This is a genomic window from Pseudomonas baetica (genome assembly GCF_019733355.1).
In the GTDB taxonomy this organism is placed as follows: Bacteria; Pseudomonadota; Gammaproteobacteria; order Pseudomonadales; family Pseudomonadaceae; genus Aquipseudomonas; species Aquipseudomonas baetica_A.
On record NZ_JAIHLQ010000016.1, the window covers coordinates 270,471 to 288,472 of the forward strand.

Genomic DNA, 18,002 nt, shown 5'->3' on the forward strand with positions numbered 1-18,002 from the left:
CACTTGCGATGTTTTTTAACGTTATTCGTCGGGCGCCAGACGCAATGCGTCGCCCAATAGCCCGACGACACTGACCAGATCGTGATCGCCAAGACCCAGCGGGCTCAAACGCAGATGGTGCGCATGCAAACCCTGCAGACTGAACAGCTCCCCCGGCGCAATAATGATCTGTTGCTTGAGCAAACGGTGGAACACGTTCCCCATATCGACCGGCCGTAACGAACGGACCCACACAGTCGCCCCGCCCTGCGGTTCTGCAATCTGCAGCGCGTCGCCCAGGCGCTCGCGCAATAGTTGGATCAATTGCGTACGGCGCTCCTTGAGCATCCGCCGCAGTACAGCCAGGTGCTGATCCATCCGACCACCCCCCAACAGTCTGGCGATGGCCTTTTGGCGTATTGGTGACAATCGGAACGCGCGCAGCAGGAAATGGCGCTGTAACTCACTGCGCCAATGATGCGAAAGGACAAAACCGAACGGTGCCTCTGCACCGATGAATTTTTCGAACGAGGAAAACACCAGCAAGCGATCGGGATCCAGCCAGTCTCGCAGGCGCTGGGAGTCTATTCGCTCGTCAAACTCGCTGTAGCAGTCGTTTTCAAGTACCCAGGTGCCATGGCACCCCAGCAGATACGCAATGGCCTGTCGATTGGCCTGAGACAGCAGGCTCCCCTGAGGCATACTCAATACCGAAGACAAAAGGATCAGCCGCACCGACTCTTTCTTGAGCAACGACTCCAGTCGTTGTGGATCAATCACTCCCCCGTCCAGCAGTGGCAACTCGATGACGCGCACGTCGGCGGCCTCCAGGAGACGCAAGATCACCCAATCACAGGGCGATTCGACCACCACGGTGGCCCCGCGCAACTCAAGTACCGAAATGAGTATCTCCAGCACCCCACGAAGATCGGCGCCGATATAGACATCATCCGCATGCCAGCAATTAACCGTTGAGGAGGTGTATCGTGCGGCCAGTACCGTGCGCAATTCCAGTTCACCGCTGGGTTGCACCAACCATTGCGGCTGGCGTGGATACTGGCGTAGCAGTTCACGTTCGAGCATCAATAACGGACTGTCCAGCGATTGCAGTGATGCCGGATCGTCGTCGCTCAACACGCGCATTCCCGGACGCTTGGTGTTGACGTAGACAGTTTCCAGCATATCCCTGCCGCTACCGGGCAAATCCATGGTGGGTAACGCTTGCGCGTAATAACCGGACTTGGCTATCGAATAGACTCGCCCTTCCTTTTCCAGTAGCGAATAGGCGTACTGGACGGTCGAGATAGACACATTCAGCCGATCAGCCAGTTGGCGCAGTGAAGGTAAGCGCACCGCCGAACTACTTCCCGCTTCGTCGATCAGTTGCGTCAGATAACGATAAACCGCCTGATAAACGAAGTCGTTTTCCCGCGTTGCTTTCACGAGCACGCCTTCATGGGCTTTGATTCACCTTTTGGCAAATGGATCACGATCAGCCTTCCGCCGACCGATCGACTGCCGACCCGGAATCTACCCCATCAAGGCTCGCGTTTTGCGCGGCGACTTCGCCGGGGGAAGGCATTTGAATCGGCCCCATGGCGTAAAGACGAACGATCAGTCCGACCGATAAACCGCTGACATCCGTCATCCACTTCAGGACTTGCTCAGGTGCATGCAGGCCTTGCATCGCCCGGTGCAGATCCGGCAGCGCAACCAACATCCCGGGATGGCAATTGCGCAGGAACCGTTCAAGCCCGGAACCGCTATCAATGAACGGTGCGAACAAAAGACACGTCAGCTGGATTTCGCTCAGATCAAAACGGGTTTGCAGGCAGCACTCTGCCTGCAACCGCAGTTGTGCAGGTTCCTGCAGATTGCCGAAGCTGGAAATCAGCTGTTCGCACAGCGGTTCGGGTACCTGTTTTGCGCGCATCGTTGTCAGGCAGCTTTGCAGGTAATCGCTGATACCCGCCTCGTAGGTTCGCCCCTCGATAAGTCTCGCCTGCAAGCCACACAAATGCGCTGCCACCAAGGGATCTGCGTACTCATCATCACCTTGATAGAGCGCCAGGTCATCTGCCTGAAATCCAAGAAAGTCACTCAGCAAGGGCCAGCGCTCTTCAAGCTTGCCGACGATCATGTCATTGATGCCGATGAAACTGGTGCGTCGACAGGCTTCGAATTGACCTTCAGGGCGCCACGCGACCCGCTCCTCGTCCGTATAGAACTCGCGGTAGTAGTCGCCACCGAGCCCGTCAAGCAGCGGGAACAGCATTTCGAAGCCCGCCGAACTGGCTAGCGACCCGGCGATTGCCGCTTTTTGCACCGCACGGTTCAACCCATCGAGAAATTGCTTCTGACGGCGCGGGGATTCGCTACCGATCATCGCGTCGACACCATTGTTCCAGCGGGCGACCTGGCCGTAGTACTCGGCGGTGGCCAGATAAGCGTCATCCCAAAACTCCAGCGTTTCACTGAAGGTCCTGCGGTGACCGAGCAACAGCAAGTTGATACGGTTAGCCTCACGCCCTTCGTCACAGATAGGTGCCTGATGATCAAACGGCAAGACCTGGCGATGATCCACCATCAACAGCTCGACTCGTGGGTCATCGTACAGAAACAGTGCGCTGTAGCTGCGGTGCATGTTTTGCAGTGCCGTCTGGCTATTGCCATTCCAGCGCAAAGTCGCCACCCGCAACTGGAAGGTCGCGGGCGCACGCCCTGCGATACTCAACTGCGCAGCCCGCAGCAATGCAAGCGTGTAACAACTGTCGCGCGAGCCGGTCTGGTTCACCAGTACCTTGAAATGGCCAATGTTCTCCATGCCGCCAGCGGCCACGGCCAGTCGCTGTATCAATAACTGCAACGCCGTGCGCTCTGCACGGGAAAAGAAGCTCAGCAAACGCTGCAATACTTGCTGGTAGACATAATTCATAGCCTGGTCATGGATCGTGCTCATCGGTATTTACCCGGTATCAAAAGTTTCATGCCATAACGACGGAGATATCAGCCGCACGACAATTCATCAAGTAAGTAATAGACGCTCAAATGCTAACACTTACAAATTCGTAGTTATTTGAAACACTTGAGCTGCTAAAAGCCAACCAATCACCGAAGGACAGCTTCAACCGCCTGTATTTGCTTGGTTTTTTTCTATATTGAATATTCCTAGGAAACTTCCCACAACGTCCCACGACAAGTGAGTACAAGAAATAGAGAAGCAGTTTCCGAATAGACCTACAACAATTAAACAAGAGTCGGCGCGTTCAACAGCGCTAGCCGTTTTATGTAATGCAGGACAAATTGAATGCACAGCCATGGCTCATTCCTTGAGATGAAAGTAATCCTTCAATTATCAGGGCTTATAGTTCGATTAGAAGATACAGATCGGGAGCAAAAACCAGTTCAGTTGCTGAACTGTCCGGGGGCAGCACCAAGGAATTCTGTTGTTCTGGAGAGGGGAATAAACGCAAAGGAGTCCGTGGGACCACGGACTCCGGGACCAGGCTTTACGCCGGTTCGACTTGAAGAGCGACCCGTTCGCGGCATGGGCATTCGTCCATATAGCGATGCGCTTCGACGAACTCGTTGAACGGGAATACACGGGTCTTGAGCGGCACCAGCACGCGGTCAGCGGTCAACTGGTTAATGTCACGCAAGGCTCGTTGCAGGGCGACGTGATCCTGGGTGATGCCCAGCTCCGGTTTGCCGGTGAAGTTGCCGATGCAGTGCACGAAGAACTGGATATTCTTCTGGAACGCCGCACACGCTGGAAATGGCGTCTGGTTACCGCCTTGCAGACCATACAATACAAGGCTGCCACGCGGTGCCAGCACATCGCCAAGCAACGACATCTGCGGGCCGCCAAGGCCATCGAAGACGACGTCGACACCACGGTTGTCGGTGATCTTGTTGATTCGCATCAACAGATCTTCTTCTTCAGTGACAATGACCTTTTCCGCACCAAGGGAGAGCAGGTATTCGCGCTCTTCCGCCTTCTTGGTCGCGGCAATCACCCGCACGCCCATCGCCTTGCCCAACTGAACAAACGAAGGGCCGGCGCAATGGCTGGCGTCTGTCACCAGAGCAAACTGCCCCGGCTTGACCCGTGCCAGATCGGCGTAAGCAAAATAAGCGATCAGCAGCGGTGTGTAATGCACACTGGCTTCGATTGGGCTGAGCACATCCGGATAACGGGTCAGCGCGGTACGCGGCAGCACAATCGACTCGCCGTAGACGGGGTAGTCATTCGGGCTTTCGGCCGGAAAACTGGCGACCTTGTCACCGACAGACAGGTCCTCGATATCGGCACCGACCGCTGTGACCACACCGGCCATTTCATGGCCAAGACCCGATGGCAGGCGCGCCTGGGACGATGCCAGGTTTTGACGCCAGAGCGTGTCGTACCAGCTAATGCCGATCGCCTCGACACGCACCTGCACTTCGCCAGGACCTGGCTGAGCGGCTGCATGCTCTTCGCATTTGAGCACCTCGGCCGGACCAAACTTGTGAAAACGGATCGTGCGGGACATCGCAAACCTCGTCAAAGTAACCTCTAATGCCCTGAACTCTATCTGGGCTTTTAACCCAAGACTATCAGTGGCTATTAATAGTCGACATGCCTGTCATTGATTCCGCAGCATGGGTGGCATGGGTGGCATGGGTGAAATCCGTGAAAAACGGCTGCCACCGTCTGAGTAAAACTGAATTTACGGGTGCAGAGTAACAGCCTTTCCCCGTAAGATTCATGCCGGCCATTGTTCTCATATGGCCGCTCTCGTCAAGCTTGATGACTCTGCCAGGACTCCAGATGAATCGTAATGACCTGCGTCGTGTCGACCTGAACCTGTTGATCGTATTCGAAACATTGATGCACGAACGCAGTGTGACCCGGGCGGCGGAAAAACTGTTTCTCGGGCAACCGGCGATCAGCGCGGCGCTTTCGCGCCTGCGCAGCCTGTTCGATGACCCACTGTTCGTACGCACCGGCCGGAGCATGGAACCGTCCGCCCGCGCGGTGGAAATCTTCGCCCTGCTCTCACCCGCCCTCGACTCGATTTCGACCGCGGTCAGCCGCGCTGCGGAGTTCGACCCAGCGACCAGCACCTCGGTGTTTCGCATCGGTTTGTCCGATGACGTTGAATTCGCTTTGCTGCCCATGCTGCTCAAACGCCTACGCGCCGAGTCGCCGGGGATCGTACTGGTGGTGCGTCGGGTCAACTACATCCTGATGCCGGGTTTGCTGGCATCAGGCGAAATCTCCATCGGCGTCAGCTACACCACAGACTTGCCGGCTAACGCCAAACGCAAGGTCTTGCGCCGTAGTCAGCCCAAATTGTTACGTGCCGACACCGTACCCGGGCCACTTAGCCTTGATGATTACTGCGCGCGTCCGCATGCGCTGGTGTCGTTCGCTGGCGACCTCAGCGGCTTCATCGACGAAGAACTGGAAAAACTCGGCCGCAAACGCCATGTGGTACTCGCCGTGCCGCAGTTCAATGGCTTGAGCACGTTGCTGGCGGGCACCGACATCGTCGCAACCGTGCCGGACTACACCGCCGAGGCACTGACGGCGGCCGGTGGTGTTCGCGCAGAAGATCCGCCGTTGCCGACCCGTACGTTTGAACTGCACATGGCTTGGCGCGGGTCGCAGGATAACGATCCGGGTGAGCGTTGGTTGCGGTCGCGGATTCAGATGTTTTTTGGGGATCCTGAGAGTCTGTAACGGAATTCCACTAAATTCCATAAAACCGTTTAATAACAACAAGTTATTGGCCAATTACGTCCATGGCCGTCTGTCTAAATCCAATGAATTCCACGACCCATGGGGGCATAATTGGGGGCAAATTTCGGTTCCTTAAAAAGGATGCCCCCACAGATGCCCCCAGATAATGCGGTTGTTTTCAAACGAAAACTCAGCGATGCCTTGATCCGCTCACTGACCGAACCTGGCAAACACGCCGATGGCGAAGTTCCTGGCCTCTACTTGGAGGTGAGGGCGTCGAGTAAGGTCGGCAAATCCCCTTCCAAGGTTTGGCGATTGAAGTATCGGCTGCATGGGAAGGAAAACCGCTTCTCGATCGGCGCTTACCCCGACATTAGCCTCAAGGAGGCGCGCGACATTGCCCGCGGCGCACGCCGCGACGTGGCTAACCACACCGCTCCGCTCAAGGCCAAGACCGCCAAGATCGAGGCACAGTTGCTCAATGAAGAGCGCACCTTCGCTTACGTGGCCGAGCAATGGTTGGCATTCAAGTCTGCCGAACTGGTGACCAAATCCATCTCGGGCTTTACCGGAGCGCTGAACAACCACATCTTGCCTGCCATTGGCAAAAAACCGATCAGCGAGATCAAGTTGGAACACATCACTACGATCATCACTGAGTTGCGCCGCCAGCGCACCATGGCCATGGCCCGGCGCGTGCGCACCATCATACGTGCCGTTCTGGGCTTTGCCGAAGGTCGCGGCTGGGTGGAGCGCAACGTGGCGCTCAGCAACATTGAGGAGTTGAAGATTCGCCACATTGTGACCAGCAACCCGGCGATCGAAAGGCCATCCGACCTGGGCAGGTTTCTTCTGCGCCTTGATGACTGCAACGACGGCAGCGTTGCCGCGGCAATGCGCCTGCTGGTCATATTGCCCGTCCGCCCAGGCGAACTGGTGCAGATGCGATGGGAAGATGTCGACTTGGTGGGCGCCGATTGGCGTTATGTGGTGAGCAAGACCAAGCATCTGGACAAGAGCAAACACATCGTGCCGTTGCCTGAGCAAGCCTTGATTCTGTTACGCGAGCTACATAGAACCCGCGTGGTGGATGAAGAAGGCAAAGGCTGGGTGTTCGTCTCGCCGGTCTATCCGGGTCGCCCCATCAATCCGACCTCCATGCTCAAGTCCTTTCAGCGTATCTGGCCGGAGTACAACATTACTGCCCACGGCTTTCGCGCGACCTACAGAACCATTGCCCACGAGCACTTGGGTATCGATCCAATCGTGCTCGAACTTTCGTTATCTCACCGAATGCCGGGTGCGCTCGGGGCAGTGTATGCACGGGCTCAATTGCTGGCGCAACGCCGAGAGGCTGCCCAACAATGGGCGAACTACCTAGATCAGTTGCGTCAAAACGCGGCGCGAATAACCACAGATTGACGATACAGCGAATACAAATCAGGAGATTGTAGCGGGAAACGAGACTCGCATCTAGCGTCCTACCCATTGAAATCTAAGGGGTTTCCCTTCTTGCCGAAGTAGGAAATGATCAAACCCAGCAGTCGCTGGTCGTCTTTGGCGAGTACAGATTGCGGCTCAGACAGCCAGGCGTAATAACCGCTGGGATAGACTTTCAGCGTCAGGCAAAGCCGTCGAATGGAATAGTCGCCCGCGCGCTGCTTGATAAAGGCCTACTTCAGCCGCACTCCTTGGCAAAGTACGCGGCGGCCTTTTTTAAGATGTCTCGCTCTTCAGTGACCCGCTTGAGTTCGGCTCGCAGACGACGCAGTTCAGCGTGCTGATCGTCGTCCTGCTGCCGTTCTTCTTGAGGTTTGCTGTAGCGCTTTATCCAGGCATAGAGGCTATGCGTCGACACGCCGAGACGGGCCGCTACCTCAGCGACAGGCAGCTTCTTTTCGGTCACTTGATTGACTGCTTGGATTTTGAATTCTTCGGGATAACGCGGGTTGCTCATGGCACCTCCTGATTGGCCTCATTTTAAGGCATGGAGGTGTCTACGAAACCCGGGGCGATTCATTTAGTAGATTAAGTATCATCATCGGAAGGTTACACAAATGCTGAGAATCTTTGGTCTGAGCATTTGCCCCGTGTGAGTCTATGACTAAATACGGGGCTCGGTCTTCCAACATGGCAGCTCAGCCTGAAGCCGATCTAACCACTAATGGTCCGGCTAAGCACTCAGACGAGCCGTCACTTCATTTAGCTGCCCTGACAACCCGTGAAGGTTGCGGCTTGCTGCTTCGGTGCGCTGCATGTTGTCCAGGTTGGTACTGGCGATCGTGGTGATTTCGGTGAGGTTGCGCGAGATGTCTTCCGCCACCGAGGTTTGCTCTTCGGCGGCGGTGGCAATTTGGCGGTTCATGTCGCGAATGGCTTCCACGGCATGGGTGATGCGCTCTAGCATCGCTCCAGCCTCATTTACTTGCGCGACACTCTCTTCACTGCGCGACTGGCCACTTTCAATCGCCTGAGCCGCGTCCACCGCGCCGGTTTGCACCGTTTGGATGATTTGGTTGATTTCGATGATCGACGCCGCCGTACGCTGGGCCAGGCTTCGCACTTCGTCGGCCACGACCGCAAAACCGCGTCCGGCTTCACCGGCACGGGCCGCTTCGATCGCCGCGTTAAGCGCCAGCAAATTAGTCTGCTCGGCGATGCCGCGAATCACTTCCAACACCTTGCCGATGCGGCCACTGTCGGTTTCCAGGCGACGGATGACCGTGGCTGTGTTGGCGATCTCGCCACGCATTTGGGTGATGGTGTGAATGGTGCCCCGCATGACTTTTTCGCCCTGCTGCGCGGATTGGTCGGCATCATCCGCGGCGCGTGCGGCATCGGCTGCGTGACGCGCCACTTCCTGGGCGGTGGCGGACATTTCGTTCATCGCCGTAGCCACCTGATCGGTACGGTTGAACTGCTCGTTAGTACCGCTGGCCATGAGACCGGCGATGGCGTTTAACTCGCCACTTGCGCTGTCCAGATCCTTGGCGCTGCGCTGCAAGCGGTTGAAGGTTTCGGCGAGAAAGTCGCGCAAGGTGTTGGCGGCCATGGCCAGTTTGCCCAACTCGTCTTCACGGCTGCTGGCCACGCGTTCGGCAAATTTCCCTTGGCTCAGTTGCGCCACGTAGTCGATCAGCTTGCGGATGGGGTCAACCAAGTTGCGGTTGATCAGCCAAAGGCTCAACAGGCCGATCAACAAACCCGAGGCGAGCATCACGATAATCCCTAGCATCACAGTGCGCTTGGCAGCGGCGCTGATTAGCGTCGATTGCTCGGTGCCTTGCTTGCGCAGTTCGCCGACAAGTTCGCTCATCTGATCGCTGGTGGCACGGTCCACTCCTTTGACGGCGGCGTCGCCTGCGGTGGGGTCTGCACCCGCCGCGATATAGGCGTCGCGACCTTTCTGGTAAGCGCTGCCCAACTGACGGTGTTCGTCACGCAGGCGTTCGATGCGAGTCTTGAGTTGGCCGTCCAGTCCTTTCTGGTTAGCCAGTTCGCCGAGGATCCCCTGTACGTCGCGCTGACGTTCTTCGAATTGCTTCCAATATTTATCCAGGTCTGCCGGCTGCTTGCCCCGTAGTAATACGTTTTTCCATTCCTGAACCTGCACCTTGAATTGCAGGTTGGCCTCGTCGATCAATTGCGAAGTGTGCAGCGGACCTTCGATTAAGTTGGCATAGTTTTGCACGCCGCTGGACAGGAAATGAAAGCATGCTAAAGCAATCAGCAACATCGCTAATAGGCTGCCGCTCAGCAGTGCGAGGATCTGAGTTCTCAGGGATTTTTGCAGCATCGGATGATACTCATGACAGGAATTAGGTGCGCCTGGTTGGGCGTGAAAGACGTCCAAACATCCCTGTCTGCGGTTCCGGTTCGTGGCCGGAACCGTGCAAACTAACAGCTGAGTCATCGGCGTGCCAGAGCGGTTCTTGAGGCGAGCCCGACCGACGGTGCCTTGTAGATTCTCGGTTATCGTCCTCCCCATGATTTCTTTTGGTTTGGAGATCAGATGAATGACAGCTTTTGGCCCAGAGTGTGTAAAAACGCCTTCGCGAACTCTTGCTATGATTTCTGAGGATTTCATCGCAGGGATCGCCCATGAAGCGCTTTATCCAAGGTGAACATCGAGGCCAAGGCACCTTACTTCCCGAGAGCCTCGACGACTACGTCAGCGATACCAATCCGGTGCGGGTAGTCGACGTCTTCGTCGACGAACTCGACCTGGTCAATCTGGGTTTTGAAGGTGCCATTCCAGCTGATACTGGCCGGCCGGCTTACCACCCCGCGATCCTGCTGAAGATCTACATCTACGGCTATCTCAACCGCATCCAGTCGAGCCGACGTTTGGAGCGAGAATCCCAGCTCAACGTCGAACTGATGTGGTTGACCGGGCGTTTGATGCCGGACTTCAAGACCATCGCCAACTTCCGAAAAGACAACAGCAAGGCCATCAGAGGCGTCTGTCGCCAGTTCGTTGTGCTATGTCAGCAATTGGGACTGTTCTCGTATCAGCAGACTTGGGCCGTCATGTATCTATCGTTGTAATCATCTACACGATGCCTGCGTGAGGGTGATTTTCTATTCGTCTAGAACGATTCGACCTCTGAAGTTTAATAGTTTAATGGCGTTCAATACTCAGAAAACTCGTGCCTTGGGGATAAGCGCCGAGATTGCGGTCATGACTAAATCGCGTTAGAGTTAAAGATTTAAGCACCAGTAACAACGTACTATTTTTTGTTGTATCTCTACCCTATCGTCGCTCCAGATTTTTAAATGCTAGACCGTGCTCAGAAAAAACATAGCCTTCTCCTTTAACGGTCTGGATCGGGCTGTAGTTTTTCTCACCGCTTAGTTTTCGACGCAATCGCCCTATGAGCACCTCGATAACATTTGCTGTGGTGTCATAACTATTTGAGTGTAGATGCTTTATTAAAGCGGATTTAGATAGTATAATTGAACTATTACGAACTAGATACTCAAGCAGTCGATATTCAGAGGCGGTTAGCTTGACCGTGACGCCTTCAACATCAACCTGTTTACGATACACATCTAACATTAAAACTCCTGCTTTAATTGTAGGGGGCGACAACTCACAACATCTCCGGACCAAAGCTTTTATTCGTGCATCAAGTTCATCTAGCGTAACGGGGTTTACTAAATAGGCATCCGCACCTGAGTCTAATGCTTGAGCCGCGTCTTGCCAATGTCCTATGTCGGCGAGAATAATTATTGGAAATCGCTTTCCGTGGTTTCGTATATTGTTTACGAATCCATAATGGCTAGATTCTCTCACGCGCTGATTGATTATTATAATTTCATACGCGTTTTTGTTAATTGCGTGCATACCTTGATCGAACCCTAGTACCGTGTCGACACTGTACCCACTAGCTCCTAATTTATTGGGAAGTTCGTTTTGTGGCGAGTTGAAATCTTCAATAATAAGCAATTTCATTGGAGATGCCTCCAGACTCGTTCGAGCCGCTTGTGCTGGCTCATGACAATATATAATTCTTTTCAAGAATTTATTTAGATTGGTTCAATCTTTTATGAAGATATTGGAGAAGATGGATATGCATCCAAACGCCCACCCTTTGCATTGTAAGGTGGAAAATCAGGGGGGGGATGAACGTGTGGCTGCACCTATTTCTGCCATCAGGACATTTATAATATTTTGTATAATCCTATAAGCCGTTCTGGGCTTGTAACTTTTTACATTTTTTTGCGCGAGGAAGCTTTAAGAAACATTAGACCTTATAATTATTTTAAATTTTATCCGAACTACGCTCTGAGCTTCATGAGGATATTTAAGTATCCTATTCAAACTGGTCGAGCCGGCGGCACTCTACTACCTCCGACCTTCACGCTGTTTGTTAGCGCCCTTCGTTATAATGCCTAGTATTCGCAAACATCTGTACTACCCAGTACCTTTCTGGTCAGGTTGAGTGCAAATAGATGATCAGATGGAATACAAACGGGTGGTCAAGTCCACGCAATTAAACAGTCATCTGCATAACGCACCATCTGCATTTTTGGGGCTGTTCATTTTGCATTGTGAAACCTCTTCCCCAGCATCGCTCACAACCGGTTCTTCACCATGCGCGCTAACACAGGGGATATGATTAGGCATCCTCATTCTTGCCCCCGAAAGGCCGCCGAATGCTCAGGCACGCTATTGGTCGATGGTGGAAAAATATCATTTCCCGTTCGTCGAACACGATAAACGCATACCTGAAGCCGCCCAGAGTTTAGGCACAGGTGCTCCCTAGGGATGCAAAGACGCTAATTGTTCTTCCAGTATTTTTGCATTTCTAAAAACAGAAATGAGGCGGTCCATGTGATGAGAACCAGACCGGTCAGAGCCTGCAAGCCCGTCAGAAACTTAAGATTTCCCACGGGAGTGATATCTCCGAAACCTATTGTGGTGTAGGTGATGAAGGAAAAGTACACACAGTCCATGAAAGAGCCATCGAACCGGCCTATCAGACTTCCCCATTCTCCATCGCGCGTCATCAAGTAATAGGTCAGCGCAAAGCACCAGACTTCGATGGCGTGGGCGAACAGGGCGCCCAGCACCCCCACTACCATCTTGAAACGGTTCCACACCCCGAGCTGCGGTAGCCAACTGTTCAGCCGCAACAGGCATTCATAGTGGATGACCACAGCAATGATCACCACCAGCGTATTGATCAGCGTGACCGCCAGCATGAATTATCTCCGTAAGACCGACTGTAATGGATACGGTCAGCCGGGAAGCGCTTGGAGCGTTGATCGGCGTCCTAAGCAGAGGAATCAAGTCGCTCATGATGGCAGTCTCAAGCAAGTTCCTTGGATGCAACATTTAGTGAATGGCGACTAAGAGTTTTAAGTTAGAGCAACAAAAAATCATTAAAATTTACAAATAAGGCTTGAGTCAGCGCTATGAAAAAATTCCTACCTTACAATCAATTTACAAACATTTTAGGCCACATCGAGATGAATCAGATACCCGATTCAGGGTTTTCAGTCGGATAGTAAATAAGCAGTTTCCAACAATGATCATCTGGACTAATCCAAAACCATTTAGGGCTTGCATTAACTCATTAGAGGCTGTTCGTGACGCTACAAATTAAATCTGTCCTGTTGACTACTCCCACCGAAATTACCTGTATCACTGCGTTTGATCGAACCATAAAACCGGCAGCTAACGCCGGATCGTTTTTGCATATTGGTCGGTCAAATATTTCTTCAGTATTTTTCGGCCTATAACAACACTAGACTATTATCCGGCGCGTCCGCACTGGCTGGAGTAGATCGAACGGGATGTGGACCTCCACATACATAATTACCGGGCAAGAACCATCGCAAAATATCCAAAAACCGTCAGCAAAATCCCTGATATCGCATACGCTACCGGGAAACCGATCCACGGCACTGTGCTATCGATTTCCTTGGCTGCTTCGCGCGCAGGCCCCGAATGACTGCGCGCCCCCGCCACACCTCCCATGAGAATCGCCGAGTTGATCTTGAACACATGAAACCCCACAGCCCAGACAATAAAAGGCGGAATCGTGCATGCCACAAACCCGAGCAAAAAGATCTTCAACGCAATGATCGCGCTGATCTGCGAAACCAGATTCGCCCCGGCATTCACCCCCACAATCGCGACGAAAAAAATCAACCCCATGTCCTCGAGGATGTTGCGTGCCGCGTTCGGCGTATTGCCGAAAAACCGCACCCGCGACACCAGCGACGAAACGATAATCCCCGACACCAACAACCCACCCGCATTACCCAGGCCAACCGCTGCTCCGAATGCCGGCACCTGAATCAGGCCGATCAACAACCCCAGGACCATGCCCAGCGACAGCGTGAGCAAATCAGTCGCGGTACTCGGACGCCCCGCTTTGCCCAACAAGGCAGTCGCCTTGTCGATGGCACTGCGAAGGCCGATCAGGTGGATTAAATCCAGGCGTTGCAAGCGGGTTTCCAGCCCCACGGGAATCGGCGCCCCGCCCCGTTCAATCCCCACCAACTGCACTTGCCCGGCAATCGGCGACTGGCTGAATTCCTTGAGTGCCTTGCCCACGGCATCCTTGTGGGTAACCAGAATCATCGCCTCATCCAGCGGTATATTCAGCGCCCGTGCATCCGGCACTTCTGGCCCGATCAGGCCCATGTGGTCGGTCAGCGCGTCTAGGCTGCCTCCCAGTGCAATCACATCGCCCAGTTGCAACACCAAAGTCGGGGCGGCCCCCAACAATTCGTCGCCCCGCTCGACGTTTTCGATCTGGTACAGAGCATATCGCTCGCGGAATTGCGCTATGCTTTTCCCCACCAAGTCAGGGTTCACCAGGCGATAAGCCCGCAGATCAAACGGCCGATAACCGCTGAGTCCGGCGTCGTCGACGTTCGGCACGCCGTGCTCTACTTCATATTGCTTGGCCGCCTTGCGCGCATCCATGCCCCACCAGCGCGGGAGGTATTTGCAGATCAAAATGATCCCGACCGTGCCCCAGATATAGGTGATACCGTAGGACAGCGCGATCATCGCCGTGGCCGCTGCCGCGGTGGTGCCCGGCGGCAGAGGTACCACGCCTGAGGTAATTGCCTGTTCGGCAGAGCCAATGGCCGCCGACATGGTTTGCGAACCGGCAAGAATCCCGCCCGCCGCACCTACCGGCAGCGATAACAGGCGCACACCCAGCACCACGATGCCCAGCCCAAGAAACGAGGACAGAATCGCCAGGAAGGTGAACTTCAGACCATCCCCCTTGAGACTGTTAATGAACGAAGGCCCCACACGCAGCCCGACGCCGTACATGAACAGGTAATAAAACAGGCTCTTGGTGAAGTTATCGAGTTCGAAATGCACACCGTAATACGACGCCCAGGTCGCAATCGCGCAGCCGATGACGATGGCACCGGCCACCGCGCCCAGGCCGTAGCCCTTGATGGTGCCGCGCCCAACCCAGACAGACAGGCCAACTACCAAGAACAGCAGTATGTAAGGGTTGTCGTGCAAGAAATTAAAGAAGGCAGTCACGATGATTCGTACCTGGCGATGCAACGCTAAAGGTACCGGGCCTCAAGGCCCGGTGAGTATTCAGTGCGTTTAGTTGAGGTTCGGGGTGTCGGCCGGGATGACCGGGACGGCGATGGCTCCATGGCTGAAGCTTGGGCCCGCGTCGGAATGCTCTACCGGGTTTTTCTGCAAGTAGGCGATGGCCTTGCGCAGGTCCTCCAGTAGCAACGCCACCAGGTCACGACTCACGCCATGCCGTACCAGGATGCGCTGCACCACGATGTTCTGACGATCGGACGGCAACGGGTAAGACGCAATCTGCCAACCGCGCATGCGTACACGCTCCGACAGGTCATAGAGGCTGAAGCCGTGATCTACATCGTCCTTGAGCTTGTAGCAAACCGCCGGCAGACCGTCATTGCCGTCGTACACCAGTTCCAGCGGGGCGAACTTGGTGATTTCCGACGCCAGCCACTGAGCCGTATCGGAACACGCTTGTTGAATACGGGTGTAGCCGTCACGACCGAGCCGCAGGAAGTTGTAGTACTGGGCGATGATTTCACCGCCGGGGCGGCTGAAGTTCAGGGCAAAGGTCGCCATGTTGCCGCCCAGGTAGTCGACGTAGAAGATCAGCTCTTCCGGCAGGTCTTCGGTGGAGCGCCAGATCACCCAGCCCACGCCGAGCGGCGCCAGACCGTACTTGTGGCCGGAAGCGTTGATCGACTTGACGCGCTCAATCACAAAGTCCCATTGCAGCTCTTGCTGGATGAACGGAGCGATAAACCCGCCGCTCGCCGCGTCGACATGAATCGGAATATCCAGGCCAAGATCGCGTTGCATCGAGTCCAGCTCGGCCGCCAGGGCGGCGACCGGTTCGTAGATCCCGGTAAAGGTCACGCCCAGGGTCGCGACGACACCAATGGTGTTTTCGTCGCAATATTCCCGCAGGTCGGCCGGGCGCAGGCCCAACGCGTCGCCGCGCAACGGCACTTCGCGAATTTCCACATCGAAATAGCGAGCAAATTTTTTCCAGCAGATCTGCACCGGGCCGCACACGAAATTCGGTTTGTCGGTGGGCAGCCCCGCCGCTTCCCGGCGCTTCTTCCAACTCCACTTGAGGGCCAGGCCGCCGAGCATCGCCGCTTCGCTGGAGCCCGTGGTGGAACAGCCAACGGTTTGCCAGGACTTCGGCGCGTGCCATAGGTCGGCAATGATGTGCACGCAACGGTTTTCAATCTCGGCCGTCTGCGGGTACTCGTCCTTGTCGATCATGTTCTTGTCGAGGGCGTCGGCCATCAACTGCTGCACTTCGGGCTCGACCCAGGTGGTGCAGAAAGTCGCCAGGTTTTGCCGGGAATTGCCGTCCAGCAGCAGTTCGTCGCGCACCAGGTTGTAGGCGACAAACGGCGTGGTCGAGTGATCCGGGAGGCGATATTTGGGCAGCTTGTGCTGGGCGGAGCCACTCGAATAAACGTCTTCGATGGCTGGATTTTGCGTCTCTACCGTTTTGTGAAGTGCCATAACGTCCTACCTTTGACAAAGGAAATCTCTTAGACGTTGATCAAGACAGGTGCTGATCAGCTTGCGTCAGGAAAAATCTATGGGATAGAAAATCAACCATTTTTTTGAACTCGTATTAGCCATCAAGCCATGGATCAACTTAAGCCAAAATCGATAACTACATTCGACGCGACATTCAATACTTTATTTATGGCCGGAAGAGGCTGGCGTTCGATATCCACTTTAACGTTGCCTTCGGCGGCGAAGGTCAGGACCTCAGCCATGTCATCGCTGTTACTCTAAAACGAATTCTGTACTGCGTCTGCGTACTACAATCGCATTTAATTATCAAGATTTTATCAAGACTCTATCAAGCTATCATCAAGACTCCCGATATTCATAAGCTTGGGCGATGAATATAAAAAATCGTCGTGTAAATTGCGGATTCCACGGCCATCCGGCCACCTATTCCATAAACATCCGGCCACTGATTCCACGATGATCCGGCCACCCATTCCACGCTCATCCGGCCACCCTTAAGGCAGGCAGCAACGCAGGATTATTCACTACCATCGACCTCTTTTATCGAAGCAGAGAGGTCGTCGTGGAGCGTTTATCCATGCGTAAAATTCGAGAAGTGCTACGTCTCAAATTCGAGGTCGGCCTATCTGCCCGCCAGGTCGCTGGCAGCTTGCAAGTAGGCCGAGCCAGCGTCGGTGAGTACCTCAATCGCTTTGCTGCCAGCGGCCTGACCTGGCCCTCTGCGCTGACTGACGCCGAGTTACAACGGCATCTTTTTCCGCCGCCGCCCACCGTTCCCAGCGATCAAAGGCCGGTGCCAGACTGGGCTCATGTACACGGGGAGTTACGCCGCCCCGGCGTAACTCTGGCCCTGCTTTGGCAGGAATACCGACTCGCCCACCCGCAAGGCTTCCAATACAGCTGGTTCTGCGAGCACTACCGCCTCTGGGCCGCCAAGGTCGACGTGGTCATGCGCCAGGAGCACCGTGCCGGCGAAAAGCTGTTCGTCGATTACGCCGGCCAGACCGTACCGGTCATTGATCGGCGAACCGGCGAGATCCGCCAAACGCAGATCTTCGTCGCCGTTCTCGGCGCGTCCAGCTACACCTTTGCCGAGGCCACCTGGTCGCAGAAGCTGCCTGACTGGCTGGGCTCGCACGCCCGCTGTTTTGCTTTTTTCGGTGGCACATCGCAGATCCTGGTGCCCGATAATCTGCGCAGCGGCGTCACCAAGGCGCATCGCTACGAGCCCGACATCAACCCCAGTTACCGCGATCTCGCCGAGCATTACGGCATCGCCGTATTACCTGCTCGCTCGCGCAAACCCAAGGACAAAGCCAAGGTCGAAGTCGGCGTGCAAGTCGTCGAGCGCTGGATCCTCGCCGCGCTGCGCAACCGCCAGTTCTTCTCGCTGGGCGAACTCAACACGGCAATCAGCCTGCTGCTCGAACGCCTCAATCAAAAGCCCTTCAAGAAGCTGCCCGGCTCACGCCGCTCGGCCTTTGAGACCATCGACCAACCCGCACTGCAACCGCTACCAGAACATCCGTACATCTACGCCGAATGGAAAAAGGTGCGGGTGCACATCGACTACCACGTCGAGGTCGAGGGCCATTACTACTCGGTGCCGTACCAGTTGGTGAAGCACCAACTCGAAGTGCGGCTAACCGCTAAGACCGTCGAGTGCTTCCACGCCAACCAGCGGGTGGCCAGTCACCTGCGCTCGCTGCACAAAGGCCGCCACACCACCCAAACCGAGCACATGCCCAAGAG

Annotated in this window: 12 protein-coding genes and 2 pseudogenes; 4 read left to right on the forward strand and 10 right to left on the reverse strand. The window is 55.0% G+C overall.

Annotated features, from left to right (window positions below; all coding sequences use genetic code 11):
- Positions 1-21: 21 nt before the first annotated feature.
- From K5E40_RS16855 to K5E40_RS16865, 3 genes are all read right to left on the reverse strand, one after another.
- A complete protein-coding gene (locus K5E40_RS16855; protein WP_221731805.1) occupies positions 22-1,422 on the reverse strand; it encodes a PLP-dependent aminotransferase family protein in 1,401 nt (466 codons plus the stop codon).
- A gap of 49 nt (positions 1,423-1,471) precedes the next feature.
- Entirely contained in the window at positions 1,472-2,938 is a 1,467-nt protein-coding gene (locus K5E40_RS16860) for a hypothetical protein (RefSeq protein ID WP_221731806.1), read from the reverse strand.
- Positions 2,939-3,488: 550 nt separating this feature from the next.
- The gene (locus K5E40_RS16865; protein ID WP_221731807.1) at positions 3,489-4,511 is read right to left on the reverse strand and encodes a zinc-dependent alcohol dehydrogenase family protein; all 1,023 of its coding nucleotides are present in this window, start codon (positions 4,509-4,511) and stop codon (positions 3,489-3,491) included.
- A gap of 278 nt (positions 4,512-4,789) precedes the next feature.
- On the opposite strand from K5E40_RS16865, the gene K5E40_RS16870 reads away from it, so the two are divergent.
- Positions 4,790-5,704, forward strand: a complete 915-nt coding sequence (locus tag K5E40_RS16870; RefSeq protein WP_260455809.1) for a LysR family transcriptional regulator — start codon at positions 4,790-4,792, stop codon at positions 5,702-5,704.
- 153 nt (positions 5,705-5,857) lie between these two features.
- Entirely contained in the window at positions 5,858-7,126 is a 1,269-nt protein-coding gene (locus K5E40_RS16875) for a site-specific integrase (RefSeq protein ID WP_221731808.1), read from the forward strand.
- Between the two features lie 107 nt (positions 7,127-7,233).
- Here the strand turns inward: K5E40_RS16875 and K5E40_RS16880 are convergent.
- Positions 7,234-7,661: pseudogene (locus K5E40_RS16880) on the reverse strand (transposase); the annotation flags it as partial.
- Between the two features lie 216 nt (positions 7,662-7,877).
- On the reverse strand, positions 7,878-9,500 hold the full coding sequence (locus K5E40_RS16885; RefSeq protein WP_221731809.1) for a methyl-accepting chemotaxis protein: 1,623 nt from the start codon (positions 9,498-9,500) through the stop codon (positions 7,878-7,880).
- Between the two features lie 305 nt (positions 9,501-9,805).
- On the opposite strand from K5E40_RS16885, the pseudogene K5E40_RS16890 reads away from it, so the two are divergent.
- Positions 9,806-10,213, forward strand: a pseudogene (locus K5E40_RS16890) (transposase); the annotation flags it as partial.
- Positions 10,214-10,457: 244 nt separating this feature from the next.
- Here K5E40_RS16890 and K5E40_RS16895 read toward each other — a convergent pair.
- From K5E40_RS16895 to K5E40_RS35045, 5 genes are all read right to left on the reverse strand, one after another.
- Positions 10,458-11,159, reverse strand: coding sequence for a response regulator transcription factor (locus K5E40_RS16895; RefSeq protein WP_221731810.1), 702 nt, complete (start codon positions 11,157-11,159; stop codon positions 10,458-10,460).
- Positions 11,160-11,986: 827 nt separating this feature from the next.
- Entirely contained in the window at positions 11,987-12,412 is a 426-nt protein-coding gene (locus K5E40_RS16900; protein ID WP_153338233.1) for a potassium channel family protein, read from the reverse strand.
- Positions 12,413-13,028: 616 nt separating this feature from the next.
- Positions 13,029-14,729 (reverse strand): TrkA C-terminal domain-containing protein, encoded by a 1,701-nt coding sequence (locus K5E40_RS16905; RefSeq protein WP_311775957.1) that lies wholly within the window; start codon positions 14,727-14,729, stop codon positions 13,029-13,031.
- A 69-nt stretch (positions 14,730-14,798) separates the two neighbouring features.
- Complete coding sequence (locus K5E40_RS16910; protein WP_153338232.1) at positions 14,799-16,229, reverse strand: glutamate decarboxylase; 1,431 nt, start codon at positions 16,227-16,229, stop codon at positions 14,799-14,801.
- Between the two features lie 134 nt (positions 16,230-16,363).
- Positions 16,364-16,492: a hypothetical protein gene (locus K5E40_RS35045; RefSeq protein WP_260455810.1), complete on the reverse strand. Its 129-nt coding sequence runs from the start codon at positions 16,490-16,492 to the stop codon at positions 16,364-16,366.
- Positions 16,493-16,827: 335 nt separating this feature from the next.
- On the opposite strand from K5E40_RS35045, the gene istA reads away from it, so the two are divergent.
- Positions 16,828-18,002, forward strand: a 1,175-nt coding sequence (gene istA / locus K5E40_RS16915; RefSeq protein WP_221731812.1) for an IS21-like element ISPre4 family transposase, incomplete at its 3' end; no start/stop codon positions are given.